The organism is Ancylobacter dichloromethanicus (assembly GCF_018390645.1).
Taxonomy (GTDB): domain Bacteria; phylum Pseudomonadota; class Alphaproteobacteria; order Rhizobiales; family Xanthobacteraceae; genus Ancylobacter; species Ancylobacter dichloromethanicus.
Map to the genome: position 1 here is coordinate 950,249 of NZ_JAHBGC010000020.1, position 26,068 is coordinate 976,316.

The following is a 26,068-nucleotide window of genomic DNA, read 5'->3' on the forward strand; positions in this document are numbered from 1 at the left end:
CTTGAGCCGGCGCGGCGTTCATCTCGATCCGGGACAGCGCCGCGACTGGCTCCGCCTGATCCGCGCCGAGAATGTCGGCCCGCGCGCTTTCCGCAGCCTGATCAACCGGTTCGGCGGCGCGGCGGCGGCGCTGGAGGCACTGCCCGACCTCGCCCGACGGGGCGGCGGCCTGCTGGCCCCGCGCGTTCCCTCCATTGCCGAGGCCGAAGCCGAGATCGAGGCGCTGGCCCGCATGGGCGGGCGCTTCATCGCCCTCGGCGAGCCGGACTATCCCGCCCTGCTGAGGCAGATCGACGACGCTCCGCCGCTCCTCGCCCTGCGTGGAAACGCCGAGCTTCTGGCCCGTCCGACGGTCGCCATCGTCGGTGCCCGAAACGCCTCCGGCGCTGGCCTCACCATCACCGCTCGGCTCGGCCGCGGCCTCGGCGCCGCCGGCTGGGTGGTGGCCTCGGGGCTGGCGCGCGGCATCGACGCCGCCGCCCACGAGGCAAGCCTGCCCACCGGCACCGTCGCAGTGATCGCCGGCGGCCATGACCGGCCCTATCCACGCGAGAACGAGGCGCTGATGCAGCGCATCGCCCGCGAGGGGGCCATCCTCACCGAAATGTCGATGGGGTGGGAGCCGCGCGCCCGCGACTTCCCCCGTCGCAACCGGCTGGTCTCCGGCCTGTCGCTCGGCGTGGTCGTGGTCGAGGCGGCCGAACGTTCCGGCTCGCTGATCACCGCCCGCCTCGCCGGCGAACAGGGACGCGAGGTGCTGGCCGTCCCCGGCTCGCCGCTCGACCCGCGCGCGGGCGGTACCAACGCGCTGATCCGGCAAGGCGCGACGCTGGTGACCGGCACCGAAGATGTGCTCGAAGCCCTTGCCGCGCTGCGCGACCGGCCGCCGATCATCATCGAGGAGAACCCCGCCGAGGCGATGGAAGCGCCCGAGCCGAGCGACGACAGCCGCGCACGGCTGATTACGCTGCTCGGCCCCTCGCCGCTGCCGGTCGACGAACTGGTCGTGCTGTCGCGGGCAAGCGCCAGCGAGGTACAGATACTCCTGCTGGAACTCGAACTGGCCGGGCGGCTGGAGCGCCACCGCGACGGCAGCGTTTCGCTGCTCGTTTGAGCGCCTCAGCCGTGCTCGTGGGTCTCCGGCTGGGCCCGCGCCACCGAGTGCGCCTCGTCGCGGGCCATTTCCAGCAGGTAGCGCAGCACGTCGAGCCCGTTGTTCGCCGCCATGCCTGCCAGTTCGTCGGCAAGTGTGGCAATATAGTCGGCTGCGTCCTGCACAGGCGCACGCTCGCGGTCGGTCTCAGTCACGTCGGACGTCCGTTGCTGGAGGGTTCGCGCCAAAAGGGTAGCATAGGCGCATTGCCTGTCACGATCATCGCGTGCACATATTAAGGTTATGCGACCTTAGGATGTATTTCGATATCGACCGGCCCACCAAGGGTGCCCTTACCCGGCGGAGCATGGCGCAATAACGTGCCCCTGCCTGCACAATGGAGGCGATCCGCGGCACGCGTCCTGCTTGGCATTTGACACGCCGGGGCCGCTACCCCATTTTCCCGGCCTCTTCGGGCTGGACCCATCAACGGACGTAGCGAACTCATGCAGGTCGTCATCGTCGAATCGCCTGCGAAGGCGAAGACGATCAACAAATATCTCGGATCGGGCTATGAGGTTTACGCCTCGTACGGACATGTGCGCGACCTTCCGGCCAAGGACGGTTCGGTCGATCCCGAAGATGATTTCCGCATGCTGTGGGACGTCGATCCCAAGGCGCAGAAACGGCTGTCCGACATTGCCCGCGCGGTGAAGGGGGCGGACGGCCTGATCCTCGCCACCGACCCGGATCGCGAAGGCGAGGCGATTTCCTGGCACGTGCTCGAGGTGCTGAAGGAGAAACGCGCGCTCAAGGACCAGCCGGTCTCGCGCGTGGTGTTCAACGCCATCACCAAGCAGTCGGTGCTGGATGCGATGAAGCATCCGCGCATCATCGACGCGGCGCTGGTCGATGCCTATCTCGCCCGCCGGGCGCTGGACTACCTTGTCGGTTTCACGCTTTCGCCGGTGCTCTGGCGCAAGCTGCCGGGCGCCCGTTCGGCCGGGCGCGTGCAATCGGTCGCCCTGCGGCTGGTCTGCGACCGCGAGCGCGAGATCGAGACCTTCGTCCGGCGTGAGTACTGGTCGATCGCCGCCCAGCTGGCAACGCCCCGGCAGGAGACCTTCGAGGCCCGTCTGGTCGGCGCCGACGGCAAGAAGATCACGCGGCTGGACGTTGGCACCGAAGCCGAGGCGGCGGATTTCCGCGCCGCGCTGGAAAGGGCCGACTACACGGTACGCTCGGTCGAGGCCAAGCCGGCCCGCCGGCATCCCTACCCGCCCTTCACCACCTCCACACTGCAGCAGGAAGCGAGCCGCAAGCTCGGCTTCGCGCCGGCCATCACCATGCGCATCGCGCAGCGGCTCTATGAAGGCATCGACGTCGGCGGCGAGACGGTCGGCCTCATCACCTATATGCGTACCGACGGCGTCGACATGGCTCCGGAAGCCGTGGCCGGCGCGCGTTCGGTGATCGCCCACGAATATGGCGACCGCTACGTCCCCGCCGCGCCGCGCAAATACACCGCCAAGGCAAAGAACGCCCAGGAAGCCCATGAGGCGATCCGGCCCACGGAACTCTCGCGCCTGCCCAAGGACGTCATACGCCAGTTGGAACCCGACCAGGCCAAGCTCTACGAACTGATCTGGCTGCGCACCATCGCCAGCCAGATGGAATCGGCCGAGCTGGAGCGCACCACGGTCGACATCGACGCCACCGCCGCCGGGCGGGCGCTGGAACTGCGCGCCACCGGCACCGTCATCAAGTTCGACGGCTTCCTCACCCTCTATCGAGAGGGGAGCGACGACGACGAGGAGGACGAGGAGAGCCGTCGCCTGCCCGCCATGTCGTCGGGCGAGGCGCTCGCCAATAAGGGCATCAAGGCCGACCAGCATTTCACCGAGCCGCCGCCGCGCTATTCGGAGGCGTCGCTGGTGAAGCGCATGGAAGAGCTCGGCATCGGCCGTCCTTCGACCTATGCCTCGGTGCTCGCCGTGCTGCGCGACCGCGAATATGTGAAGCTCGACAAGCGCCGGCTGGTGCCGGAGGACAAGGGCCGGCTCGTCACCGCCTTCCTCGAGAGCTTCTTCGACCGCTACGTCGAATACGATTTCACGGCCGACCTCGAGGAGAAGCTCGACCGCATCTCCAATGGCGAGCTGCGGTGGAAGGACGTGCTGCGGGACTTCTGGCGCGACTTCATGGCCGCCGTGGGCGAGACCAAGGAGTTGCGAGTCTCCGACGTCATCTCCGCGCTCGACGGCATGCTGACCGCGCACATCTTCCCGCCCCGGGACGACGGCTCGGATCCACGCATCTGCCCGACCTGCGGCACCGGCCGGCTGTCGCTGAAGGTGGGCAAGTTCGGGGCGTTCATCGGCTGCTCGAACTATCCCGAATGCAAGTACACCCGCCCGCTGGCGGCGCAGGGTGGCGGCGACGAGAACGGCGCCGAGGCCAACGGCACCCGCGTTCTCGGCACCGATCCCGTCTCCGGGCTTGAGGTGACGATCCGGGCCGGCCGCTTCGGCACGTACCTGCAGCTCGGCGAGGCCAAGGACGGCGAGAAACCCAAGCGCTCCAGCCTGCCCAAGGGGCTCGCCCCCGCCGATGTCGATCTCGACACCGCGCTGGCGCTGCTCTCGCTGCCGCGCGAGATAGGAAAGCATCCCGACAGCGGCGACCCGATCCTCGCCGGCATCGGCCGCTTCGGCCCCTATGTCCAGCACGGCAAGACCTACGCCAATATCGAGCCCGGCGACGACATCCTGGCGATCGGCCTCAACCGCGCGGTGGCGCTGATCGCCGACAAGCAGAGCAAGGGGCCGGGACGGCGCGGTGCCGTCGGCGGGCGCGAACTCGGCGAGCACCCGACGCTGGGGGGACCCATCACGGTGCGTCCGGGCCGCTTCGGCGCTTATGTAAACCACGGCAAGGTCAACGCGACACTGCCCAAGAGCATCGAGCAGGACGCGGTGACGCTGGAACAGGCGGTCGAGCTGATCACCGCCAAGGCCGGCTCCATGCCGGCCAAGCCCGCGCGCCGGGCACCAGCCAAGGCGACGACCGAGAAGTCCACCGCCAGCAAGTCGGCGGCAAAGAAACCCGGCAAGACGGCGACGAAAACGGCGGCAGCCAAGCCAACCGCCGAGAAGCCAACCGCCAAAAAGCCCGCCGCTAAGAAGCCAGCGGCCAAGAAGGCGGCCGGCGCCTGAGCGCCGGTCCTGCCTCTATTCCGGCAGCGGCGCCGGCGCGTGGCCCGAGCGCAGCGGCCGCTCCTCCATGGCCAGCATCGCGATGAGCGAGGCGAACAGCGACGCCGCCGCCGCCACGAACACCCAGCGGAACGCGCCGGCGAGCGGCGCCACCTGCGCGCGGCCTTCCAGCAGCCGCTCCAGCAGTGCGCTGCCCTCGATGCCGGACAGTCCGATCACGATGGCGCCGAAGCCGGCTGTGAGCACGGCGGCGCCGAGCGAGCGGAACAGGTTCACCACGCCGGTCGCGGTGCCCATCTGCGGCAGCGGGACGGCGTTCTGGATCGCCACGGTGGAAACCGGCAGCACGGTGCCGAGTCCCATGCCAGCCACTCCCATCCCGGCGGCGACGGCATAGACCGGCAGCCCTAGAGGCCAGACCGCCAGGAGGCCCAGCGCGGCGATGCTGGCCAGCAGTCCGGCGATCGGCAGGCGCTTGTAATGGGTGAAATGACCCATCACCCGCCCTGCCCCCGTCGCCCCGACCACCACACCGGCCATCAGCGGGATCAGCGCCACCCCGGATTCCGAGGCCGTCAGCCCCATGACGCCTTCGAGATAAAGCGGCATCTGGATCGACAGGCCGACCAGCGTGCCCATGGCGAAGGCGGCGGAAGGAACGCCGGTGCGCACCACCTGGTTGGACAGCACCGCCAGCGGCACCAGCGGCTCGCTCGCCGTGGCGACACGGAAGGCGAACCCGATCCAGAGCAGCACGGCAAGGGCCAGCAGGCCGAAGATCGGCGCCGACAGCCAGGGAAAATAGGTGCCGCCCCAGCTCAGCGCCATCAACAGCGCCACCGTGCCCGCGCACATCAGCAGCGCGCCAAGAATGTCGAGCCGGTGCGGATGGTGATGCGCCGGCAGGCGCCTGAGCGCCCGCTCGCTCATCACCGCCGCGACGAGGCCGAGCGGCACGTTGATCCAGAAGATCAGCGACCAGTGCAGATGCTCGGCGAAGAAGCCGCCAAGGATCGGCCCGGCGATGCTGGAGGTAATGAAGACGATGGCGAAATAGCCCTGGTAGCGGCCACGCTCGCGTGGCGCTATCAGCAGGCCGATAATGGTCTGCGCCAGCGCGATAAGCCCGCCGCCGCCCAGCCCCTGCACCGCTCGCGCCACGATCAGCCACGGCATGCTCTGCGCCGTGGCGCACAGGACCGAGCCGGCGAGGAAGGTGCCGATCGCCACCAGCAGAACCGGCCGGGGTCCGTGAATATCCGCCAGCTTGCCGACCAGCGGGGTGATCGCTGTACCGGTGAGCAGATAGGCGGTCACCACCCAGGAGAGGTTTTCGAGGTCGCCGAAGCTGCCACCGATGGTCGGCAGCGCGGTGGCGATGATGGTCTGGTCGAGGGCGCTGAGAAACATCGCCACCATGACGCCGGTGACGATAACGCGAATCTCGACATGGGACAGAGGCGCGGTCGTCGCCTCCGAAGTGCGGGCATCCATGGGATAAAATCCAGATCGGCGTCTTCGAACCGCCGCGAAATGCCGGCAAATTCGACCTATTGGTCGGCAATTGCAAGAGATTGTGCGCTCCTTCCGCTTTGGAGGCGGCGCCGGCCGGTCGACGCGGGGCGCCGATGCGGATAGCGTCGAACAGCCCTCTCGGAAGCGGTGAATCGTGCGTAAACCAATAAAAGCGAAGGGGCGAAAGCCCGCCCACCCGGCCCTGCCCGCTGGCCTGACCAAGGGACTGCCGGGGCGTGAGGAATTGATGGCGTTCATCGCCGCTCATGGCGGTGATGTCGGCAAGCGGGAGATATCCCGCGCCTTCGGGCTCGATGGCGGCGACCGCATCGCCCTCAAGGCGCTGCTGCGCGAACTTGCCGACGAAGGGCTTCTGGGAACCAAGCGCCGCAAGCTGCACCTGCCGGGCGCCCTGCCCGCTGTCGTCCTGTCGGAAATCGTCGAACGCGACGAGGACGGCGAACTGATCGCCACGCCGGTTGACTGGGACACCGAGGAGAATGGCGAGCCACCGCGCATATTGGTCCGCCTCGCCCGCCGCGGCCGGCTTGCCGGACCGGCCCCCACGGTCGGCGACCGTGTGCTGCTGAAGACCGAAGAAATACCTGAGGCCGACGGCCATATCCGCCACAACGGCACGGTGCTGAAGCTGATCGAGAAGGCACGCGGCCTCACCCTCGGCATCTTCCGCCGCGACGCGCAGGGCGGCGGCCGCCTGATCCCCATCGACAAGCGCAATATGGGCCGCGAACTCGCCATCCCCGCCGATTTCGCCGGCGACGCGCAGGAGGGCGACCTCGTCTCGGTCGAAGTGGTGCGCCACCACGCCTATGGCCTGCCCACCGCCAAGGTGAGGGAGCGGCTCGGTTCGGTGTCGACCGAGAAGGCGATCAGCCTGATCGCCATCCATGCCCATGGCATTCCGAGCGTGTTCCGCCGCGAGGCGCTCGCCGAGGCGGAGGCGGCGAAGGCGGCGACGCTGGCCGGGCGCGAGGACTGGCGCGAGCTGCCGCTGGTCACCATCGACCCGCCCGATGCCAAGGACCATGACGATGCGGTGCACGCGGCACCGGACCTCGACCCCGACAATGAGGGTGGGTTCATCCTCACCGTCGCCATCGCCGATGTCGCCGCCTATATCCGGCCCGGCAGCGCTCTCGACCGCGAGGCATTGGCGCGCGGCAATTCGGTGTATTTCCCCGACCGCGTCGTGCCGATGCTGCCCGAGCGCATTTCCAACGACCTCTGCTCGCTGCGCCCTCTGGAGGACCGGCCGGCCCTCGCCGTGCGCATGGCGATCGGCGCCAACGGCCGCAAGAAGCGCCACAGCTTCCACCGCGTCATGATGCGCTCCGCCGCCAAGCTCGCCTATGCGCAGGCTCAGGCCGCCATTGACGGGCGTGTGGATGACCTGACCGATCCGCTGCTGGAAGGCGTGCTGCGCCCGCTCTGGGCCGCCTATGGTGCACTGAAGAAGGCGCGCGAGGCCCGCGCCCCGCTCGACCTCGACCTGCCCGAGCGCAAGATCCTGCTGAAGCCCGACGGCACGGTCGACAAGGTGGTCGTGCCCGAGCGGCTCGACGCCCATCGGCTGATCGAGGAGTTCATGATCCTCGCCAATGTCGCCGCCGCTGAGACCCTGGAGGAGAAGCACGTCCCCCTCGTCTACCGCGTCCACGACCAGCCCTCGCTGGAGAAGATGTCCGGCCTGCGCGAATTCCTGCAGACGCTCGACATCAAGCTGCCGAAGAGCGAGAGCGTCCGTCCGGCCCAGTTCAACGACATTCTCGCCCGCGTCGCTGGCTCCGAACTGGCGCCACTGGTCAATCAGGTAATCCTGCGCAGCCAGGCACAGGCGGAATACGCGAACGAGAATTACGGCCATTTCGGCCTGCATCTGCGCCGCTACGCCCATTTCACCTCGCCGATCCGCCGCTATGCCGACCTCATCGTGCACCGGGCGCTGGTGCGCGCGCTCGGCCTCGGCCGCGACGGACTGCCCGAGACCGTGACGCCCGAACAGCTCGCCGAAATCGCCGCCCGCATTTCCGCCAGCGAGCGGCGCGCCATGGCGGCCGAGCGCGAGACCATCGACCGGCTGATCGCCCACCACATGGCGGTGCAGATCGGCGCCACTTTCCGCGGCCGCATTTCCGGCGTTACCAAGGCCGGGCTTTTCGTCGCCCTCGACGACACCGGCGCGGACGGGTTCATTCCCGCCGTCACGCTCGGCCAAGACTATTACCGCTATGACGAGGGGCGCCATGCGCTGATCGGCGAGCGCACCGGCGAGATGCACCGGCTCGGCGACCGCGTCGAAGTGAAGCTCGTGGAAGCGGCGCCGGTGGCTGGCGCTCTTCGGTTCGAACTTATATCTGAGGGCAAGCACGTCACCGTCGACAAGCGCCGCCCCGGCGGCGGGCGCGGTCGCTACGGACGGCCGGTCGAGCGCCCCCACGGCCCGAGGCGCATCGGCAAGCGCAAATAGCGCCGGAGGCGCCTTCATGCAGACGCAGTCCCCCAGTCCTGTTTCCCACCGGCCCATCGGGCCGGCCATTGTCAATGGCTTCCGCATGCGCTGCCCCGCCTGCGGCAAGGGTGCGCTGTTCGGCGCCTATCTGAAGGTCAATGAACACTGCCCCGCATGCGGCGAGGAGTTGTGGCACCACCGCGCCGACGACGCGCCGCCCTACATGGTCATCACCATTGTCGGCCATATCATCGTGCCGCTGCTGCTGGCGGTGGAGATGGCGCTGCACCCGGCGGTGTGGATCCACCTCATCGTCTGGCTGCCGCTTACCCTCCTGCTCTCATTGGTTCTGCTGCCGCCGGTGAAGGGGGCGCTCATCGGCTTTCAGTGGGCGGTCCGCATGCATGGGTTCGATCCGACCGACTCCGAGCGTGATCCGCTGCCGCCGAGCCACCGTGCCGAGGCGACGCTCGCCGGCCCGCTCGCCAAGCGCTCCTGACCCGCAATCCCATGAGCCTTACCGACAGTCGCGCCGACGTCTCCCCGAAGTTCCCGCGCGAACGGCCAGACGCGGTGCACCCGGTCATCCGGCCGGCCGACGCCGCGGCGCTGGTGCTGGTGGACCGCTCCAAGCGCACGCCGCGCGTGCTGCTGGGCCGCCGCAATCCGTCGCTGCGCTTCATGCCCGGCAAGTTCGTGTTTCCCGGCGGCCGGGTCGATGCCGGCGACCGCCGCGTCCCGGTCTATGGCATGCTGGACACGGAGAGCGAGCGCCGCCTGCTGGCGCGCGTCGCCCGGCCCAGCACCTCGCGAGCCCGCGCCCTGGCGCTGGCCGCCATCCGCGAGACCTGCGAGGAAACCGGGCTGTTAATCGGCACCGGCGAGGCCGGCACGCCGGGCCGGCTGCCGGAAGCGTGGGGCGCCTTCGGCGCGGCCGGACTGTTTCCCAATCTGGAGGCGCTCACCTTCGTCGCCCGCGCGGTCACCCCGCCCCGCCTCGCCCGGCGCTTCGACACCCGCTTTTTCCTGGCCGATGTGACCCATGTCGGCCACCGGCTGGACGGTGTCGTCGGTGCGGAAGCGGAATTGGTCGAGGCCGGCTGGTTCACTTTCGCGGAGGCGAAGCGGGCCGAGGTGCCGGAGATCACCCGCGCCATCCTCGACGAGGTCGAGGCGCGGCTCAAGGGCGGCAACCGGCCCTGGCAGCCGGTGCCGTTCTATTTTTCCCGCGGCGGGCGGGTCTATCGCGAGGCAATCGCCTGAGCGGGGCGGTCACAAATTCCCGGCATGAAGCCATTGCCAAAAGTCATTCGACTTTTGCCGCCCATGGGCTAGAGCCAGCGGTCCGGGAGACGTCTCCCGACCTCAGGTGAAACATGCACGCCCCGGCCCTCCCCCGTCCCGTCAACATCGCCTCCATCGCCGCCGCCATCGCCGCCATTTCGGTGGTCGGGCTTGGCCTCGCCCTGTCCATCCCGCTGCTGGCCTTCGAACTGCACGACCGGGGCATCTCCTCGACCTGGATCGGCATCAACACGGCGGTGGGCGGGCTCGCCACCATCGCGCTGGCGCCCTTTCTGCCGGACCTGGTGCGACGTCTCGGGGCCGGGCCGCTGCTGCTCGCGGCCATTCTCAGCGCGGCGCTGAGCCTGCTCGCCTTCAAGTTCACGGCGTCCTTCGTGCTGTGGTTTCCGCTGCGCTTCATCTTCGGCGCGGCGCTGTGCGTCCTGTTCGTGGTCAGCGAGTTCTGGATCAACGCCGCCGCGCCGAACCACCGGCGCGGCCTGGTCATCGGCATTTACGGTACGGTGCTGTCGGTCGGATTCGCCGGCGGGCCGGCGATCCTCAGCCTGGTCGGGACGCAGGGCTGGGCGCCCTATCTGTGCGGCGCCGTCTTCTTCGCCCTCGCCGGCATCCCGGTGCTGATCGGCGCCGCCAGCGCCCCCGCGATCGAGAAGGAGAGCACGTCGGGGAGCGTATGGACGCTGATGCGGATCGCCCCGGCCGCCACCCTCGCCGCCTTCATCTTCGGCGCGGTCGAAACCGGGCTGATCAACTTTCTGCCGCTCTACGGGCTGCGGCGCGGGCTTGATGAGGGCGAGGCGGCACTGCTGCTCACCGTCGCCGAGCTTGGCAATGTCGCCCTGCAACTGCCGCTCGGCCTGTTGAGCGACAAGCTCGACCGTCGCCGCATGCTGCTTGCCTGCGGCATCATCGGCGTTGTCGGCTCGTTCCTGATTCCGCATCTCGCCATCGACAGCTGGGCGCTGTGGATCGCGGCGTTCTTCACCACGGGAATCGTCGCCGGGCTGTACACGGTCGGCCTCGCTCTGCTCGGCGCGCGTTTCGACGGGGCGGCGCTCGCCACCGCCAACGCGGCTTTCGTGATGCTGTATTCGATCGGCCTCACGGTGGGGCCCACGGCAGTCGGCGGCGGCATGCAGATCCTCGATCCGCACGGCTTTGCCTGGACCATCGGGGCGTTCCTGCTGCTCTATGTACTGGTGGTGGCGGGGCAGATTTGGCGCGATCGCTGACCCGCCTTCCTTGACATTCGCGCGACGATCACGGATACGGACGCGCAACGAGCGGCAGTGATGCCGCGCGAAACCGTTTTGTTCGGCGTGGCGCCCCCACGATCGAAAGCCACGCTCCCAGGAGACCCGGTCATGGCCAAGGCAACGACCATCAAGATCAAGCTCGTGTCGAGCGCCGACACCGGCTTCTTTTACGTGACGAAGAAGAACTCGCGCACCATGACCGACAAGCTGGTCGTCAAGAAGTACGACCCGGTCGCGAAGAAGCATGTCGAGTTCCGCGAAGGCAAGATCAAGTGAGCTGATGCGTCACGCGGGCCCTGCTCGCGGCGCGGAAGGCCACTGACGCAAAAGGCGCCGCAAGGCGCCTTTTCTTTTTGGGTCTGTCGATCCGTGACGGTCGTTCTCTAGGTTGCCCGTCTGCGGCAGCCATCTGCGGGAGTGGAATCGGCGAGCGGTGAACGGAGAGGCCATCCGTAGACACCGCCCGCCGACCAGACCCCACGGACCCGGGAGATGCGGCGGACCCGAGCACTCCGCAGGGCAAACGGATACCGCGCAGAGGCTACCCGAACCTTCGCCAAAAGCAACGATATTTGTGGGCAATCGATTCGCCCCAACCTCCAGCGATCACGTCGCCGGCACGAACTGGCGCACCGTTTCGAGGAATTTGGCGACCGAGATCGGTTTGGAGAGATAGGCCTCGCAGCCGCCCTCGCGAATCCGTTCCTCATCGCCCTTCATCGCGAAGGCGGTGACGGCGATGACGGGTATCGCCTTGAGTTCCGGATCGGCCTTGAGCGCGCGGGTCACGTCGAGGCCGGACACCTCGGGAAGCTGGATATCCATCAGGATCAGGTCCGGCCGGTGCTGCCGCGCCAGATCCAGCGCTTCGACGCCCTTGCGGGTGCCGACCGTGATATAGCCGTGGGCTTCGAGCAGATCGTTGAAGAGCTTCATATTAAGCTCATTGTCCTCGACGATCAGAACGGTCTTGGGCATCGGTCGACGGTCCCTGCAACAGCGGCACATTCTGGCGAGCCGGAATCGCTCACCCATCCGCCGGTCGATGCGCTAGCTTTACCCACCCATTCCTTACGGAACCGGAAATGAAAAGCCGCAACTCCCGTACCCCAACGCAGATCGAGGTCGCCCGGCAGGTCGCCCTCGGCGCCCTCTCCTTTCTCGCCGGCGATCCCGAGCGCATCGGCCCGTTTCTGGCGGAAAGCGGCCTGTCGCCCGCCGACCTGCGCGGCGTCGCCGGCTCGACCGCCTTCCACGTGGCGCTGCTGGACTACATGATCAATCGGCAGGAACTGCTCATCGCCTATGCCGGCGAGGCGGAGATCGACCCCGGCCATGTGGTGGCGGCGCGCGAAATCCTGTTCCATGCGGACATGGGCGAGGACTGAAGCGGGCCAAGCCCGGCTCGGGCCAAACGGAGCAGTGCATGGCGCGCTTGTCGGCCTTTTGCCGCGACTGCCTGAGCGAGGCTGGCGAGGAGCGCCGCTGCACCCGCTGCGGCAGCCCGCGCCTGGTGCGCCATGCCGAACTCGACGCGCTCCACATCGCCCATATCGACTGCGACGCCTTCTATGCCTCGGTGGAGAAGCGCGACGACCCAGGGCTGCGCGACCTGCCGGTGATCATCGGTGGCGGCAAGCGCGGCGTGGTGTCCACGGCGTGCTACCTCGCCCGGGTGAAGGGCGTGCGCTCGGCCATGCCGATGTTCAAGGCGCTCGCGCTCTGCCCGGAGGCAGTGGTGATCAAGCCGAACATGGCGAAATACGTCACTGTGGGCCGACAGATCCGCGAGCGTTTCCTGCGCCTCACGCCCTTGGTCGAACCGCTGTCGATCGACGAGGCGTTCCTTGACCTTGCCGGCACGGCGCTGCTGCATGGCGAGAGCCCGGCGCGGGCGCTGGCTCGGCTCGCGCGGTCGGTGGAGACCGAGATCGGCGTCACCCTCTCGGTCGGCCTCGCGCCCAACAAGTTCCTCGCCAAGATGGCTTCCGAGCTGGACAAGCCGCGCGGCTTCGCGGTGATCGGCGCGCGGGAGGCGATGGCTTTCCTTGCCCCGCGCAGCGTCGGCGCCATCTGGGGCGTCGGCAAGGCGACGCAGGAGCGTCTCGCCCGCGAGGGCTACCGTATCATCGCCGATCTCCAGGCGGTCGACGAAAGCGTTCTCGCCCGCCGCTTCGGCAATGAGGGTCTGCGGCTGGCGCGGCTGGCGCGCGGCATGGACACCCGCCCGGTCAATCCCGAGCGCGAGACCAAGAGCGTCTCGACGGAAACGACCTTCGACACCGACATCGCCGATTTCCGCACGCTGGAACAGGAGCTTTACCGGCTCACCCGCAAGCTCTCCGACCGGCTGAAGACCGCCGATCTTGCCGGCCGCACCGTCACGCTGAAGCTCAAGACCTCCGACTTCCGCCTTGTCACCCGCGCCCGTTCGCTGGAAGACCCGACCCGGCTTGCCCACCGCATCTTCGATCATGCCCGCGAGTTGCTCGCCCGCGAGACCGACGGGCGGCGCTTCCGGCTGATCGGGGTCGGCGTGTCCGAACTCACCGATCCGGCGCTGGCCGACCCCGCGGACCTGGTCGACGCGCACGCCACCAAGCGCGGACTGGCGGAACTCGCCTCCGACACGCTGCGGGCCCGCTTCGGCAAGGAGATCATCGAACGCGGCATCGCCCTCGACGCGCCGCGCCGCCGCGGACCCGAGCAGCCGCACCGCAACCGGCCGGACGATCTCGATCCGCTGGCCCCGGACCCGGCTATTTCGAGCACGCCTCCATCGGCAGCGCCTCGTAGGAAATGAGCGTGCCGTTCAAGGCGAACTCGCCATAATCGAGCTTCAGGTCGCGGCTGACGCCATTGTCGAACATGTCGAAGCGGATCGTGTAGTCCGGCGTCTCGCTTGAGCCGCCGCGCTCGTAATAGCTGATGGTCACCGGATAGCGTGCGCGGCCGGCAAGGTCGCCGGCGGTGGCGGCCGCCTCAAGCCCCGTCGCGTCGCGGGTCCCGCGCCCGATCACCGCCAGCGTGTCATAGACCTTGCGGGCGTCGGGGGAGCCGTCGAAGACCGAGGCCTCCAGCACCGCCTCACCCTTTTCGGCGCTGTCGATCAGCCGCATCACGTGCTGGGTCGGCAGCAGCACCTTCCTGCCCAGCCCGACGGTCTGCCGCTCCGGCTTGGTCGCGGTCACGACCAGCCCGTCCTCCTTGCGCTCGGCCACGCCATCGGCTTCCTCGGCGCTGTCGCCGTTCAGCGTGTTGGTGACGTGGAAGCGATAGGACTGGCCTTCGCCCTCCTCCCAGGTCGCCGTCGACACGGCGCTGTTCACCCGGCCGCCCTCGGTGGCGAGAATGGTGTCCTGGCGCAACTGCACCGAATAGCCGGCGCACGGATTGCCGCGCATCTCATAGACGATGCGCCCCTCGGCGGCATTGATGCGGGTCGCCGGCTTGGAGGTATCCAGAGATACCGCATAGGTGGCTCGGTGGGGCGAAAGCTGGATAGCCAGGGCCGGCAGCGATGAGGCGGCGAGCAGGATGGCGGCGGCGGCGATACGGACGGACGGCATAGACAAGAGGCTCCCTCGCAGACTCCACACGCGGCTTGCGAATGGCGGACCGATCCGCCAAACATGACCCATCGAAGATGGCAATTGCGGGTCGTTCGCCCGCGCCGCACGCCACACCCCATGCCCCGCACGATAGCAGGAGATCCCCATGACCGGAACGGTTGAAGCCAAGCTCGCGACCCTCGGCATCACCCTCCCTGCCGCCTCGGCGCCGGCGGCGAACTATGTGCCGTTCGTGATCAGCGGCAACCTCCTGTGGATTTCCGGCCAGATCGCCATGGCCGACGGCAAGCTGATGACCGGCAAGCTCGCAGGCGAGGCGGATATCGAGGCTGGGCGCGCCGCCGCCCGCCAGTGCGGCATTAATCTCATCGCCCAGATCAAGGCCGCACTTGGCGATCTCGACCGGGTGCAGCGGGTGGTGAAGTTGGTCGGATTCGTCAACTCCGCACCGGACTTCACCGACCAGCCGAAGGTGATCAACGGCGCCTCGGACCTGTTCGTCGAGGTGTTCGGCGATGCCGGCCGGCATGCGCGCTCGGCGGTGGGCGCCGCCGCCCTGCCCTTCGATGTCCGCGTCGAAGTCGAGGCGGTGATCGCGTTCGCCTGAGGCTCCCTCATGGCTCCCGACCCGTCCGCCCCCAACGCGCCGGCCTGGCTGACCGCCCGGCCGATCGCCCACCGCGCGCTGCACGACGCCGCGCGCGGGGTGATCGAGAACACGCCCTCGGCGGTCGATGCCGCGCTGGCACGCGATTACGCCATCGAGGTCGACATCCAGCTCTCCGCCGATGGCGAGGCGGTGGTGTTCCATGACGACACGCTGGAGCGGCTGACCCTGGCGGAAGGGCCGGCCAAGGCGCTCACCGCCGCCCAACTCAAGGCGATCGAACTGCGCGGCACGGCCGACCGGATGATGACGCTGGCCGAACTGCTCGCCCGCGTCGGCGGGCGGGTGCCGCTCATTATCGAGTTGAAGAGCCATTTCGACGGCGAGACCGCCATCGCCGCCCGCGCGGCGACGGTGCTGTCCGGCTATGGCGGGCCGGCGGCGCTGATGTCGTTCGATCCCGCCCTCGTCGCCGCCCTGCGCTCGCTGGCGCCGCACATCCCGCGCGGCATCACCATGGAGCACCGCTATGACGACCCGGAATGGGACATTCTCAGCGCCGGGACCAAGCACGACTGGGGCAACCTGCTGCATCTCCCGCAGACACGGCCCGACTTCATCGCCCATTATGTGAAGGAACTGCCCTCCGCCGCCGTCGATCTCGCCCGCCGCCGCGCGCCCATGCCGCTGCTCGCCTGGACCGTGCGCACACCGCAGGACCGCGCCGTCGCGGACTGCCATGCCGACCAGATGATCTTCGAGGGCTTCCTGCCCTGAGCCCGGACGGAGCCCGCTTCGCGTTCGCGTGAGCGCCCTTGCCGCCCGCCTCGCGTGCGGCGCACAATGGCAGCGCCCCTTGCCGGCGTGACGACACCTGCCGAGCCTACCCGCGAGCCATTCCCGCATGTCCGACGAAACGTTCCGCCTGCGCGTCGAGAACGACATCGCCACCATCGCCGCCGACGACTGGGATGGCTGCGCCAGCCCCCGATATTCGTACAACGATTCAGCAGACCCGGCCAACCCGTTGATGGGTGGGGACGAGGCCGCGTGTGGCGGGTGGGGCCCGCTCTCCGGGCGCACGGCATCCTCACGTCGGAGGACGGCCTATAATCCCTTCGTCAGCCACGCCTTCCTTTCCTCGCTGGAGGAATCGGGTTCCGTGGCCGCGGCCACCGGCTGGCTGCCGCAGCACCTCGTTCTCGAAGGACCCGAGGGTGAGGTGCTGGGTGTCTGCCCGGCCTATCTGAAGTCACACTCGCAGGGTGAATATGTCTTCGACCATGGCTGGGCGGAGGCGTTCGAGCGTGCCGGCGGGCGCTACTACCCGAAGCTCCAGGTCAGCGTGCCCTTCACCCCGGCCACCGGCCCGCGCCTGCTCGCCGGCGCCGGTCCGCAGGCGGAGAGCGTGCGCGCGGCGCTGGCGGCCGGGCTCGTCGCCCTGGCGAAACTGCGCAAGGTGTCGTCGGTGCACGCCACCTTCCTCACCGAGGCGGATGCCGGGGCGCTGGAGGCGGAAGGCTTCCTGCCGCGCACCGACCAGCAGTTTCACTGGCACAACGAGGGCTATGCCGATTTCGAGGCCTTTCTCGACGCCCTCGCCTCGCGCAAGCGCAAGCAGATCCGCCGTGAACGCCGCGAGGCCCTGGAAAACGGCATCAGCGTCCATTGGCTGACAGGCAGCGATCTCACCGAGGAAGTGTGGGACGCCTTCTTCGGTTTCTACATGGAGACAGGCTCGCGCAAATGGGGCCGGCCCTATCTCACCCGCGCCTTCTACTCGCTGATCGGCGAGCGCATGGCCGACCGCGTCCTGCTGGTGATGGCGAAGCGCGCCGGGCGCTGGATCGCCGGGGCGATCAACTTCATCGGCGACGACGCGCTCTATGGCCGCCATTGGGGCGCGGTGGAGCATCATCCCTTCCTGCATTTCGAGGTCTGCTACCATCAGGCCATCGACTATGCGATCACGCATGGGCTGACGACGGTGGAGGCCGGCGCGCAGGGCGAGCACAAGCTGGCGCGCGGCTACATGCCCGTCATCACCCGCTCGGCACATTACATCGCCGATCCGCAGTTCCGCGCCGCCGTCGCGCATTATCTGGAGCGCGAGCGCCGCTATGTCGCGGAGGCCGGCGCCGAGCTGAGCGAACTCGGCCCGTTCCGCCAGCAGGTGGCGGATCAGCGGGCCGACGAGCCTTGACCACGGCGAGGCGGCTTGCGATCAGGTGAGGCCGACAGGGAGGAACCGATGGCATACGATCCCGGCAACATCTTCGCGAAGATCCTGCGCAGCGAACTCCCCGCCTACAAGGTCTATGAAGACGACCGCGTGCTCGCCTTCCTCGACATCATGCCGCGCGCGGCGGGCCATGTGCTGGTGATCCCCAAGGCGCCCGCCCGCAACCTGCTCGATGTCGCGGCCGGGGACCTGGCCGCCGTCATGGCGGTCGCCCAGCACATCGCGCAGGCGCAGATGCAGGTGTTCGAGGCGGAAGGCATCACCCTCACCCAGCACAATGAGAAGGCCGGCGGACAGGAGGTGTTCCACCTTCATGTCCATGTCATCCCGCGCCATGCCGGGGTCGAGCTGCGGCCGCCGCTCTCTTACAGGGAGGCGCCCGAAGTGCTGGCCGAGCAGTCCGCCCGCCTCGCCGCCGCGCTTAAGAAGGGCTGACAACCCGGGGGCTGGCGCGCTCAGGGGCTGGCGCCGAGCCACCAGGCGCCGACCACCAGCACCGCCTCGGCGGTGAGCACGCCGGCGAGGACCGAGCGGCGCACGGCGAGAAAACCGCCAATGCCGCTCGCCACCGCGCCGACGCGCAACCAGAGCGGCAAGGCGACCAGCGCCCCGCTCGGCACCAGCAGCAGGCGCGCCACCACCGCCGCCAGCAGCGCCGTCGCGACCGCCTGCACCCATTGCATCCAGACGCTGTCCTCATCGATGCGCCGGCCGAACAGCACGCCGAGCACGCGCCAGACCTCGTTCGGCAGGAAGCCGACGAAGATCACCACCAGCATGGCGCCGAGTTCGGTGGTGAAGAAGTTCATGCCTGCCGCCCCGGCAGGATGCGCGCGAGGAAGAAGGCCAGCGTGCCGCCGCCGACACCGGCCCAGAACAGGTCGAGCCCGCCCGGCGAATTGGCGACCAGCGGCGAGATCGCCGCGCCGAGCACGATGGCGAGCCAGTCGACCGGGCGGCGCGCGTTGCGCACCAGCAGGATGGCGAAGGAGATCGGTGTCAGCAGCAGCAGGGCGACGGCGAGCGGGCCCGGCAGCGCGCCGGTGAGATAGAAGCCGATCGCGGTGCCGGTCATGCTCAAGACGGTCAGCCCGAAGCCGAGCCCGGTCGCATAGGCCGGGCGCCCTTCGGGCGCGACCCCGGGCAGCAACCGCAAGCCCTCCACCCACATGGTGACGGCCACGAAATGGGCGCAGACGAGTTCGCTCAGCAGACGCGGGCGCGGACCGCGCATCAGCGGCATCAGCGACACCACCATCGGCAGCAGTCGCACGCCGGACAGGCAGACCGCCACCGCCAGCGCCGGCAGCGAGGCGCCGGCGGCCAGCCCGCCGACAAGGATCACCTGCGCCGGCAGCGCCCAGACCAGCAGGGTCGAGAGGAGCCCCGCGAAAATGGGAAAGCCGAGATCGTGCAGCAACCCGCCGAAGCCGACAAAGGTCGCCACCAGCACCAACCCCGGCGTCGACACGGCGCCCACCATGCCGCGCGCGAACCAGTGCGCCGGTCGGGAGGGAGCACATGCGCCAAGGGCTTGGAGGGACGGATCGGGGGAGACATTCATGTGAGAACTCGCGTCCGCGTTCTGCGGCCCCGGCCCCACGCCGTCAAGCGAAACGGCGCCCCGCCGGCGCATGGCAGCCATGAGGCGGCGGGGCACCGACACGAAACCGCCCGCGACGATGGCGCGGGCGGCGTCTCAGTCGTCCGAATGGCCTGAACGCATACGCGCGTTCACGCCTTGACCAACGGCACCTTCGGCACCCGGGACGAGCCCGGCTTGGCGCGGCTTGACGTGCCGCCGGCCTTCTTTGCCTTGGTCGCCGGCGCCTTGCGGCGCGGGGCGCGCTTGGCCTTGGGTGGCTCGATCTTCTCCGGCTTGGGCGTGATCGGCCCTTCCGGGAACTCGAAGCCGAGCGTGGTCTCGCCATCCTCGCCGGTCAGCAGGACAACCCGCACATGACCGCCCGAACGCAGCCTGCCGAACAGCACCTCGTCGGCCAGAGCTTTCTTGATGTGCTCCTGGATCACCCGGCCCATGGGCCGCGCGCCCATCTGCTGGTCGTAGCCGCGCTCCACCAGCCAGGCGGTCGCCTCGTCCGACAGCTCAATGGTGACGTTGCGGTCGGCCAGCTGCGCCTCGAGCTGCAGCACGAACTTCTCCACCACCAGCGCAATGACCTCGTTGGTGAGGTGGGCGAAGGTGATGATGGCGTCGAGGCGGTTGCGGAACTCCGGCGCGAACAGCCGGTTGATCGCCTCCACATCGTCACCCTCGCGCTTGGTGCGGGTGAAGCCGAAGGCCGATTTCGACAGGTCGGCGGCACCCGCATTGGTCGTCATGATAAGGATGACGTTGCGGAAATCCACCTGCTTGCCGTTGTGGTCGGTCAGCTTCCCATGGTCCATCACCTGCAGCAGGATGTTGAACAGGTCGGGATGCGCCTTCTCGATCTCGTCCAGCAACAGCACGCAGTGCGGATGCTGGTCGATGCCATCGGTCAACAGGCCGCCCTGGTCGAAGCCGACATAGCCGGGAGGCGCGCCGATCAGCCGCGAGATGGTGTGCCGCTCCATGTACTCGGACATGTCGAAGCGCAGCAGTTCGACGCCCAGGCTGGAGGCAAGCTGCTTGGCCACCTCCGTCTTGCCGACGCCGGTCGGACCGGAGAACAGGTAGGAGCCGATCGGCTTCTCCGGCTCGCGCAGACCCGCCCGCGCCAGCTTGATCGCCGAGGCCAGCGCCTCGATCGCCTTGTCCTGGCCGTAGACCACACGCTTCAGCGTCGTCTCCAGCGCGGAGAGGATCTCGGTGTCGGACTTGGACACCGACTTCGGCGGAATGCGCGCGATGGTCGCGACCGTCGCCTCGATTTCCTTGACGCCGATGATCTTCTTGCGCCGGCTCTCGGGCAGCAGCATCTGCGCCGCGCCCGACTCGTCGATGATGTCGATCGCCTTGTCGGGCAGCTTGCGGTCATGGATGTAGCGCGCGGAGAGCTCCACCGCCGCCTTGATGGCGTCGTTGGTGTAGCGCAGCCGATGGTAGTCCTCGAAATAGGGCTTCAGCCCCTTCAGTATCTCGATCGCGTCCGGCACGGTCGGCTCCGGCACGTCGATCTTCTGGAAGCGGCGGACCAGTGCGCGGTCCTTCTCGAAGTACTGGCGGTACTCCTTGTAGGTGGTCGAGCCGATGCAGCGCAGGGTGCCCGCCGCGAGGGCAGGCTTGAGCAGATTGGAGGCATCCATGGCCCCGCCGGAGGTCGCGCCGGCGCCGATCACCGTGTGGATCTCGTCGATGAACATGATGGCGTCGGGATAAGCCTCGATCTCCTTCACCACCTGCTTGAGGCGCTCCTCGAAATCGCCACGGTAGCGGGTGCCCGCAAGCAGCGCGCCCATGTCGAGCGAGAAGACGGTGGCCTTGCGCAGAACGTCGGGCACCTCGCCGGCAACGATGCGGCGCGCCAGTCCCTCGGCTATGGCGGTCTTGCCCACGCCGGGATCGCCCACGAAGAGCGGATTGTTCTTGGAGCGGCGGCACAGCACCTGGATGGTGCGCTGGATCTCGCCGTCGCGGCCGATCAGCGGGTCGATCTTGCCCTCGCGCGCCTTCTTGTTGAGGTTCACGCAATAGGCTTCGAGCGCATCGGCCTTCTTCTTGGTGTCCTCCCCGGTCTTCGTCTCCGTCTCCTCTTCGGCGCCCCGCACGGGTCGGCTCTCCGACATGCCGGCGCGTTTGGCGATGCCGTGGCTGATGTAGTTGACCGCATCGTAGCGGGTCATGTCCTGCTCTTGCAGGAAATAGGCCGCATGGCTCTCGCGCTCGGCGAAGATGGCGACCAGCACGTTGGCGCCGGTCACTTCCTCGCGGCCGGAGGACTGCACATGGATGACGGCGCGCTGGATGACACGCTGGAAGCCGGCCGTCGGCTTGGAATCCTCGCCGCCATCCTGCACGAGATTGTCGAGCTCGGTGTCGATGTACTCGACCAGATTCCGCCGCAGCTTGTCGGTGTCGACGTTGCAGGCGCGCATCACCGCCGCCGAGTCCTGGTCGTCGACCAGTGACAGCAGCAGGTGCTCCAGCGTCGCATATTCGTGGTGGCGTTCATTGGCGAGCGCGAGCGCCCTGTGCAGCGACTGCTCGAGGCTTCGGGAGAAGGTGGGCATCGGGACCTCTTCATTTAGCCGTCGCGGGGCGTCACTTCTTCTCCATGACGCACTGCAAAGGATGCTGGTGCTTGCGCGCGAAGTCCATCACCTGCGTGACCTTGGTCTCGGCCACTTCATAGGTGAAGATACCGCACTCCCCCACGCCATGCTGATGCACATGCAGCATGATCTGGGTGGCTTCCTCCCGATTTTTGCTGAAAAAGTGCTCCAGCACATGCACGACGAACTCCATTGGCGTGTAGTCGTCGTTGACCAGGAGCACCCGGTAGAGATTGGGCCGCTTCACCTGCGGCTTGGTACGCGTGATCACGGCCGTGCCGGGCACGTCGTCGCCACGGCGGCGACGGTCGTCGTCGGCCATCATATTTTCACGCGGCTGAAACTTGGCGCGATCGGACATTCATACGTTCCCCAAACCGGCTCCCCGGTTCTCGGTAGCTATAATATGTACGCCCTCCCGGTCCCGCCAGTGGCGCGAGCCGGACCGACTGTCGCAATTCGGTGACATTTCCACGAGGATGGGGCGACAGCGTGACCGGAGGATCGGCCCGAAATCGCCGCGACGCAAGCGTTTCGCCCGCTGGGGCCCACGGCCGGCGCCGCGTCGCGCCGGGTGAAAAAGGAAAAGGCCCGACACGGAGGCCGGGCCTTTCCAAAAACATGCGGGACGACCCGAACTCCCGTTCCGGGTCAGCCCCTTGTCACCGGACGCACGTCCGGGACCAGTAGCTCACTTGCCGGCAGAGACCTTGCCGATGACGTTCTCATACGGCTTGTAGGTCTCCTTGGCGAGGTCGGCATAGAGCTCGCCCATCTTCGTGGCCTGGGCGACGAAGCTCTCATAGGCGCTCTTGAAATAGTCCGACTGGATCTCGACCGCCTTGTCGAGCGTCTTGGCGCCGAACAGCTTCTCCGCCGTGGCGGTGCCCTCCTCGAAGGACTTCTTCGAATAGTCGGCCACCTCGACGGCGATCGCCTGGACGCCCTTCGAGACGGTGCCGAAGCTCTTCACGGCAAGGTCGAGATTGTCCTTGCCGACCTTCTGGATGTCTTCGAAATTCTGCAGCATGAGCCCAACTCCTGTGGTGTTTCGCCACGCGCGTCGCGCATCAGCCGCACGCGCCCGCCCGGGAATTCTCCCTAAAAAATCTGTACTGCACCGCACTACGCGACGTCAAGTGAATTTGTGCAGCGCAACATAATGCGCCGGGCCGGGCTTTGCCCCCGGCGTTCGCCACCAGCCCGCGCGCGAATCGGCCCGAGGACGGCCTCGCACCATCTTCGTGCCATATGAACAGGGTTGAAGGGCGTTCTTTACGACTCTGTAACCGTGCCCTTTTTAAGGTTTGGGAAGTGATGGTTCGGCAGGGTTCCTTAACCGGTCGAGGCCTTCGCAAGGGCAACAGAGCCCTCGCGCGGCGGTCTTGCCCCTGGCGGAAGTTTTGAGTTCCGGCACCATGCCGGCAGCAGTAGCGGGACGGACAGATGCGGGTTCCGGAGATGGTCGGCACCACTTTCATGCGTGCCGCCGTGGCGGTTTTGGCGGTTTCTCTCCTGGGGGCGGGCGTGGCGGAGGCCGCGTCCAAGAAAAAGAAGTCGGTGCGCAGCAAGGCGGCGGTCACGCGCAGCGTGGCCAGCAGTGGGACCTGGCATCGTGGCTACTCCCACATCGTCGTCGACGCCAATACCGGCCGCGTGCTCGATGCCGAGAATGCGGACGAACTCCGCCATCCCGCCTCGGTCACCAAGGTGATGACGCTCTACCTGCTGTTCGAGCAGCTTGAGAGCGGGCGCATGAAGCTCAACACCCCGCTGCGCGTCTCGGCCTACGCCGCCAAGCAGCAGCCCTCCAAGCTCGGCGTGAAGGCCGGCACGACGATCAACGTCGAGGACTCGATCAAGGCGCTGGTCACCCGCTCGGCCAACGACGTCGCCGTCGTCATCGCGGAGAACATTTCCGGCAGCGCCAGCAGCTTCGCCAACCTGATGACCCGCCGCGCCCGCCAACTCGGCATGTCGCGCACGGTGTTCAAGAATCCGAATGGCCTTCCCAGCCCGGATCAGGTGACCACCGCCCGCGACCTCGCCACGCTCGGCCGTGCTGTCCAGGAGCGCTTCCCGAAATACTACGCCTATTTCGAGACCCGCAGCTTCCAGTATCGCGGCGTCGCCATTCGCAACCACAACCGTCTGCTCGGACGTTTCGAGGGCGTCGACGGCATCAAGACCGGCTACACCAATGCCTCCGGCTTCAACCTGCTGACCAGCGTGAAGAAGAATGGCCGCTACGTGATCGCCGTGGTCATGGGCGGCAAGAGCGCCGCCTCGCGCGACAACCAGATGGTCGCGCTGCTGAAGGAGAATGTCGGCAAGGCCCAGGCCGGCCGGCAGGTGGTCGCCCGCATGAGCACCGCGCCGAAGGGCGCCTCCGCGGACGAGGCCGGCGTGCCGATCGCGCTGGTCGCCGAAGCCCCGGCGGCACCCAAGACCATCCCGGTGCCGACCGCCAGCCCGCGCGTCTCCATGGCCTCGGCCGTCGCCGACACGGACAGCGTCACCGCCTCCGTTCCCACCCCGGCCCCTTCCCCGGCACGCTCGGCGCAGGTGGCGGCCGCTGTCGCCCCGGCCAATGCGCCGCCGGTCGGCTCCGCCGCGCCGATTGTTCCGGTCGCGGTCAGGACCGTGGCGGTGGCGCGACCGACCGCGCCGGTCGCCACTTTCAGCAACCAGCCGGGCATTCTGGGCACCCTGTCCTTCACCAATGGCTTCGTCACCGATGACGGCGAGAGCCAGGCCGCCGCACCTGCCCAGCGCGCCATCAAGCAGCAGGAGGTGCAGGTCGCCAGTGCGGGCCCGATCGCCATTCCGCGCCAAGAGGCCGAAACCGCCGAGAGGGCCGCGACGCCGCGCGCCGGCTGGGCGATCCAGATCGGAGCCTTCGGCAGCGAGGCCGACGCCCGCGCCCAGATCGCCAAGGCGCAGAAGAAGGCCGCCAGCGCGCTGGCGAAGACCGACGCCTATACCGAGGAAGCGCTCAAGGGATCGACCAGGATCGTGCGGGCCCGCTTCGCCGGCTTCGACGCCGAATCCGCTGCGCGCAAAGCCTGCAAGACCCTGAAGCGCAGCGACTTCGGTTGTATGGTCTTCCGCAACTGACGGGGGGAGAAGGGATCAATGGCGGTCGAGCAGGACATCCTTGGCTTCGTTCACCCGGGCAGCGAGATAGTTCGACCCGCCCTGGTCGGGATGGAGTTTCTTCATAAGGGATCGGTGGGCCTTGCGGATCTCATCCGCCCCCGTCCCCGGCTGAAGCCCCAGGATCTGGTAGGCCTCCTCTTCCGTCATCGCGCCGCGGCGCGGCGTGTCAGCGCTCCGCCGGCCCGCCTGTCCGTCCGCGTGTTCACGCCAACCGGGCGATCGGCGGTCAAGATAAGCTTCGAGTAGCTGCCGGCTTTCCTGGTCGACGTCGAGTGCCAGACGGGCGAGCGTGGGAACGTCGAGCGTGTCGAGCCCCGCCCCGGCCAGTGGCCCGTTGGTCACCTTGCCACCGAGCCGGCCACTGTCATGGTCCAGTTCCATGTCAAGGAAGGGCGTCCGCACCTTGGAGGCGCGACCGGCACTCGGCTCGCTCCGCGACGACGAGAACGCCTGGCGGATATCCCAGCCGAGCAATGACAGCCCGAAAATGCCGAGCGGCAGCGCCGTCTCGATATGGCCGCGCATGCCGACAAAACCCGCGACAAGGATAAGCGCCCCGCCCCCGACGCGGCGGCCGAGCCGGGCGAGGATGGCCGGGTTGGCCCGGCCGAACGCCTTCAGCCCGTAGTAAAGCAGGGCGACGATCGCCGCCCCGATGACGAGATTGATCATCGCGTGTCCTGCATCGCGGAAATCAGCCGGCGCGCGCCGGGTGAGGCGCCCGCCAGGGCGGCCAGGGCCTTGGCCCCGCCAGCGGCATAGGAGGCGGCGGCCCGCAGCAGCGCCCGCAATTCGGCCGAGGCGCCGGCATCGAACCGGCAATAGGCGCCCTTGGTCAGGCGGGCAATCTCGCGGAAGGCCCGCTCCGTGGTCGGGTCCGCGCCTTCCTGGAACATGAAGGCCGGCACGCCACGCAGCGCCAGCGGCCCCGCCTCGGCGCACAGCGCGTCGACATTCTCCTCCATTGCATCGCCGACAAACACCAGCGCGCCAACGGGACCCTTGGCGGCCTGAGACGCCGTGTGGCGCAGCACCCGACCGATCTGGGTCCGCCCGCCCTGGCACTGGATACGCGCCATCAGCGCCCCCAGCTTGGCGCCGTCGGTTATCCAGGGAGAGGCGCGGCACTCTCCCAGGCCGCGATAATAGATCAGTTGCACATCCAGCCCGCCGATCCGCGCCGCCTCCTCGAACATCTCCATCTGCAGGGAGCAGGCGAGATCCCAGGCGGGCTGCCGGCTCATGGTGGCGTCGAGACCGAAGATGAGGCGGCCCCGTCGCTCGGCAGACAGCGGCGCGCGGCGCTCCAGCTCCGCGAGGAAGGCGGAAGTGTCGGCCGAGAGCGCGGCCGGTGTCCCGGGCGCGCTTTTCGTCGGTGTGGTCTTGTCGGCGGCCATCGAGATTCCCGATCGGATTCGG

Annotated in this window: 25 protein-coding genes; 14 read left to right on the forward strand and 11 right to left on the reverse strand. The window is 68.1% G+C overall.

From position 1 onward, the window contains the following. Position 1 precedes the first annotated feature (1 nt). Positions 2-1,114, forward strand: a complete 1,113-nt coding sequence (gene dprA, locus KHC23_RS13365) for a DNA-processing protein DprA (protein ID WP_213373102.1) — start codon at positions 2-4, stop codon at positions 1,112-1,114. A 5-nt stretch (positions 1,115-1,119) separates the two neighbouring features. Here dprA and KHC23_RS13370 read toward each other — a convergent pair whose 3' ends face one another. Further along, a complete protein-coding gene (locus tag KHC23_RS13370; protein ID WP_213373103.1) occupies positions 1,120-1,308 on the reverse strand; it encodes a hypothetical protein in 189 nt (62 codons plus the stop codon). A gap of 291 nt (positions 1,309-1,599) precedes the next feature. Between KHC23_RS13370 and topA the strand changes: the two genes are divergently transcribed. Beyond that, a complete protein-coding gene (gene topA, locus KHC23_RS13375) occupies positions 1,600-4,308 on the forward strand; it encodes a type I DNA topoisomerase (RefSeq protein ID WP_213373104.1) in 2,709 nt (902 codons plus the stop codon). 15 nt (positions 4,309-4,323) lie between these two features. Here topA and KHC23_RS13380 read toward each other — a convergent pair whose 3' ends face one another. After that, positions 4,324-5,802 carry an MDR family MFS transporter gene (locus KHC23_RS13380; protein WP_213373105.1) on the reverse strand — a complete coding sequence of 493 codons (1,479 nt, stop codon included), beginning with the start codon at positions 5,800-5,802 and terminating at the stop codon, positions 4,324-4,326. A 223-nt stretch (positions 5,803-6,025) separates the two neighbouring features. Here KHC23_RS13380 and rnr point away from each other — a divergent pair, with 223 nt between their 5' ends. The 5 genes from rnr (at position 6,026) to rpmG (ending at position 11,130) form a co-directional block, all read left to right on the forward strand. Continuing rightward, positions 6,026-8,311 carry a ribonuclease R gene (gene rnr, locus KHC23_RS13385; protein ID WP_271188633.1) on the forward strand — a complete coding sequence of 762 codons (2,286 nt, stop codon included), beginning with the start codon at positions 6,026-6,028 and terminating at the stop codon, positions 8,309-8,311. 16 nt (positions 8,312-8,327) lie between these two features. Continuing rightward, entirely contained in the window at positions 8,328-8,792 is a 465-nt protein-coding gene (locus tag KHC23_RS13390) for a DUF983 domain-containing protein (RefSeq protein WP_213373107.1), read from the forward strand. An 11-nt stretch (positions 8,793-8,803) separates the two neighbouring features. After that, a complete protein-coding gene (locus tag KHC23_RS13395) occupies positions 8,804-9,556 on the forward strand; it encodes an NUDIX hydrolase (protein WP_213373108.1) in 753 nt (250 codons plus the stop codon). A 113-nt stretch (positions 9,557-9,669) separates the two neighbouring features. Then, positions 9,670-10,830, forward strand: coding sequence for an MFS transporter (locus tag KHC23_RS13400; RefSeq protein ID WP_213373109.1), 1,161 nt, complete (start codon positions 9,670-9,672; stop codon positions 10,828-10,830). Between the two features lie 132 nt (positions 10,831-10,962). Next, positions 10,963-11,130, forward strand: a complete 168-nt coding sequence (rpmG, locus tag KHC23_RS13405; protein ID WP_013166321.1) for a 50S ribosomal protein L33 — start codon at positions 10,963-10,965, stop codon at positions 11,128-11,130. A gap of 330 nt (positions 11,131-11,460) precedes the next feature. Here rpmG and KHC23_RS13410 read toward each other — a convergent pair whose 3' ends face one another. Then, a complete protein-coding gene (locus tag KHC23_RS13410; protein ID WP_213373110.1) occupies positions 11,461-11,832 on the reverse strand; it encodes a response regulator in 372 nt (123 codons plus the stop codon). A gap of 107 nt (positions 11,833-11,939) precedes the next feature. On the opposite strand from KHC23_RS13410, the gene KHC23_RS13415 reads away from it, so the two are divergent. Both KHC23_RS13415 and KHC23_RS13420 read left to right on the forward strand, forming a co-directional pair. Beyond that, a complete protein-coding gene (locus KHC23_RS13415) occupies positions 11,940-12,242 on the forward strand; it encodes a DUF3572 domain-containing protein (protein WP_213373111.1) in 303 nt (100 codons plus the stop codon). Between the two features lie 38 nt (positions 12,243-12,280). Next, entirely contained in the window at positions 12,281-13,657 is a 1,377-nt protein-coding gene (locus KHC23_RS13420) for a DNA polymerase IV (protein ID WP_213373112.1), read from the forward strand. Here the strand turns inward: KHC23_RS13420 and KHC23_RS13425 are convergent. Then, positions 13,614-14,423, reverse strand: a complete 810-nt coding sequence (locus tag KHC23_RS13425) for a cell envelope integrity EipB family protein (RefSeq protein WP_213373113.1) — start codon at positions 14,421-14,423, stop codon at positions 13,614-13,616. The two genes, KHC23_RS13420 and KHC23_RS13425, sit on opposite strands and share 44 nt — an antisense overlap. Positions 14,424-14,571: 148 nt before the next feature. Between KHC23_RS13425 and KHC23_RS13430 the strand changes: the two genes are divergently transcribed. The 4 genes from KHC23_RS13430 (at position 14,572) to KHC23_RS13445 (ending at position 17,710) form a co-directional block, all read left to right on the forward strand. Continuing rightward, positions 14,572-15,033 (forward strand): RidA family protein, encoded by a 462-nt coding sequence (locus KHC23_RS13430; protein ID WP_213373114.1) that lies wholly within the window; start codon positions 14,572-14,574, stop codon positions 15,031-15,033. 9 nt (positions 15,034-15,042) lie between these two features. Then, complete coding sequence (locus KHC23_RS13435; RefSeq protein WP_213373115.1) at positions 15,043-15,810, forward strand: glycerophosphodiester phosphodiesterase family protein; 768 nt, start codon at positions 15,043-15,045, stop codon at positions 15,808-15,810. A gap of 127 nt (positions 15,811-15,937) precedes the next feature. Beyond that, positions 15,938-17,236 carry a GNAT family N-acetyltransferase gene (locus KHC23_RS13440; RefSeq protein WP_213373116.1) on the forward strand — a complete coding sequence of 433 codons (1,299 nt, stop codon included), beginning with the start codon at positions 15,938-15,940 and terminating at the stop codon, positions 17,234-17,236. A 48-nt stretch (positions 17,237-17,284) separates the two neighbouring features. Continuing rightward, on the forward strand, positions 17,285-17,710 hold the full coding sequence (locus tag KHC23_RS13445; protein ID WP_213373117.1) for an HIT family protein: 426 nt from the start codon (positions 17,285-17,287) through the stop codon (positions 17,708-17,710). A gap of 20 nt (positions 17,711-17,730) precedes the next feature. On the opposite strand, the gene KHC23_RS13450 is transcribed toward KHC23_RS13445, so the two are convergent. The 5 genes from KHC23_RS13450 to KHC23_RS13470 all read right to left on the reverse strand — a co-directional run bounded on the left by KHC23_RS13450 (position 17,731) and on the right by KHC23_RS13470 (position 22,520). Next, complete coding sequence (locus KHC23_RS13450) at positions 17,731-18,084, reverse strand: AzlD domain-containing protein (protein ID WP_213373118.1); 354 nt, start codon at positions 18,082-18,084, stop codon at positions 17,731-17,733. Further along, positions 18,081-18,758 carry an AzlC family ABC transporter permease gene (locus KHC23_RS13455; RefSeq protein ID WP_213373119.1) on the reverse strand — a complete coding sequence of 226 codons (678 nt, stop codon included), beginning with the start codon at positions 18,756-18,758 and terminating at the stop codon, positions 18,081-18,083. The genes KHC23_RS13450 and KHC23_RS13455 overlap by 4 nt, the downstream gene beginning before the upstream one ends. Positions 18,759-19,009: 251 nt before the next feature. Beyond that, on the reverse strand, positions 19,010-21,448 hold the full coding sequence (clpA, locus tag KHC23_RS13460; protein ID WP_213373120.1) for an ATP-dependent Clp protease ATP-binding subunit ClpA: 2,439 nt from the start codon (positions 21,446-21,448) through the stop codon (positions 19,010-19,012). A 31-nt stretch (positions 21,449-21,479) separates the two neighbouring features. After that, on the reverse strand, positions 21,480-21,815 hold the full coding sequence (gene clpS, locus KHC23_RS13465) for an ATP-dependent Clp protease adapter ClpS (RefSeq protein ID WP_246544598.1): 336 nt from the start codon (positions 21,813-21,815) through the stop codon (positions 21,480-21,482). 366 nt (positions 21,816-22,181) lie between these two features. Then, complete coding sequence (locus KHC23_RS13470; RefSeq protein ID WP_213373122.1) at positions 22,182-22,520, reverse strand: phasin family protein; 339 nt, start codon at positions 22,518-22,520, stop codon at positions 22,182-22,184. Between the two features lie 416 nt (positions 22,521-22,936). Here KHC23_RS13470 and KHC23_RS13475 point away from each other — a divergent pair, with 416 nt between their 5' ends. After that, entirely contained in the window at positions 22,937-24,607 is a 1,671-nt protein-coding gene (locus tag KHC23_RS13475) for a D-alanyl-D-alanine carboxypeptidase (protein ID WP_246544537.1), read from the forward strand. A 15-nt stretch (positions 24,608-24,622) separates the two neighbouring features. Here the strand turns inward: KHC23_RS13475 and KHC23_RS13480 are convergent, their stop codons facing one another. Both KHC23_RS13480 and KHC23_RS13485 read right to left on the reverse strand, forming a co-directional pair. Continuing rightward, the gene (locus tag KHC23_RS13480; protein ID WP_213373123.1) at positions 24,623-25,321 is read right to left on the reverse strand and encodes a DnaJ domain-containing protein; all 699 of its coding nucleotides are present in this window, start codon (positions 25,319-25,321) and stop codon (positions 24,623-24,625) included. After that, positions 25,318-26,046 (reverse strand): vWA domain-containing protein, encoded by a 729-nt coding sequence (locus KHC23_RS13485; protein WP_213373124.1) that lies wholly within the window; start codon positions 26,044-26,046, stop codon positions 25,318-25,320. Before KHC23_RS13485 ends, KHC23_RS13480 begins: the two co-directional genes overlap by 4 nt. Positions 26,047-26,068: the final 22 nt, after the last annotated feature.

Bases quoted from the DNA above. Each gene is read 5' to 3' on its own strand.
- topA (WP_213373104.1), top strand. From the start codon at position 1,600: ATGCAGGTCGTCATCGTCGAATCGCCTGCGAAGGCGAAGACGATCAAC.
- KHC23_RS13380 (WP_213373105.1), bottom strand. From the start codon at position 5,802: ATGGATGCCCGCACTTCGGAGGCGACGACCGCGCCTCTGTCCCATGTC.
- KHC23_RS13390 (WP_213373107.1), top strand. From the start codon at position 8,328: ATGCAGACGCAGTCCCCCAGTCCTGTTTCCCACCGGCCCATCGGGCCG.
- KHC23_RS13395 (WP_213373108.1), top strand. From the start codon at position 8,804: ATGAGCCTTACCGACAGTCGCGCCGACGTCTCCCCGAAGTTCCCGCGC.
- KHC23_RS13400 (WP_213373109.1), top strand. From the start codon at position 9,670: ATGCACGCCCCGGCCCTCCCCCGTCCCGTCAACATCGCCTCCATCGCC.
- rpmG (WP_013166321.1), top strand. From the start codon at position 10,963: ATGGCCAAGGCAACGACCATCAAGATCAAGCTCGTGTCGAGCGCCGAC.
- KHC23_RS13410 (WP_213373110.1), bottom strand. From the start codon at position 11,832: ATGCCCAAGACCGTTCTGATCGTCGAGGACAATGAGCTTAATATGAAG.
- KHC23_RS13415 (WP_213373111.1), top strand. From the start codon at position 11,940: ATGAAAAGCCGCAACTCCCGTACCCCAACGCAGATCGAGGTCGCCCGG.
- KHC23_RS13420 (WP_213373112.1), top strand. From the start codon at position 12,281: ATGGCGCGCTTGTCGGCCTTTTGCCGCGACTGCCTGAGCGAGGCTGGC.
- KHC23_RS13425 (WP_213373113.1), bottom strand. From the start codon at position 14,423: ATGCCGTCCGTCCGTATCGCCGCCGCCGCCATCCTGCTCGCCGCCTCA.
- KHC23_RS13430 (WP_213373114.1), top strand. From the start codon at position 14,572: ATGACCGGAACGGTTGAAGCCAAGCTCGCGACCCTCGGCATCACCCTC.
- KHC23_RS13435 (WP_213373115.1), top strand. From the start codon at position 15,043: ATGGCTCCCGACCCGTCCGCCCCCAACGCGCCGGCCTGGCTGACCGCC.
- KHC23_RS13440 (WP_213373116.1), top strand. From the start codon at position 15,938: ATGTCCGACGAAACGTTCCGCCTGCGCGTCGAGAACGACATCGCCACC.
- KHC23_RS13445 (WP_213373117.1), top strand. From the start codon at position 17,285: ATGGCATACGATCCCGGCAACATCTTCGCGAAGATCCTGCGCAGCGAA.
- KHC23_RS13450 (WP_213373118.1), bottom strand. From the start codon at position 18,084: ATGAACTTCTTCACCACCGAACTCGGCGCCATGCTGGTGGTGATCTTC.
- KHC23_RS13455 (WP_213373119.1), bottom strand. From the start codon at position 18,758: ATGGTGGGCGCCGTGTCGACGCCGGGGTTGGTGCTGGTGGCGACCTTT.
- clpA (WP_213373120.1), bottom strand. From the start codon at position 21,448: ATGCCCACCTTCTCCCGAAGCCTCGAGCAGTCGCTGCACAGGGCGCTC.
- clpS (WP_246544598.1), bottom strand. From the start codon at position 21,815: ATGATGGCCGACGACGACCGTCGCCGCCGTGGCGACGACGTGCCCGGC.
- KHC23_RS13470 (WP_213373122.1), bottom strand. From the start codon at position 22,520: ATGCTGCAGAATTTCGAAGACATCCAGAAGGTCGGCAAGGACAATCTC.
- KHC23_RS13475 (WP_246544537.1), top strand. From the start codon at position 22,937: ATGCGGGTTCCGGAGATGGTCGGCACCACTTTCATGCGTGCCGCCGTG.
- KHC23_RS13480 (WP_213373123.1), bottom strand. From the start codon at position 25,321: ATGATCAATCTCGTCATCGGGGCGGCGATCGTCGCCCTGCTTTACTAC.
- KHC23_RS13485 (WP_213373124.1), bottom strand. From the start codon at position 26,046: ATGGCCGCCGACAAGACCACACCGACGAAAAGCGCGCCCGGGACACCG.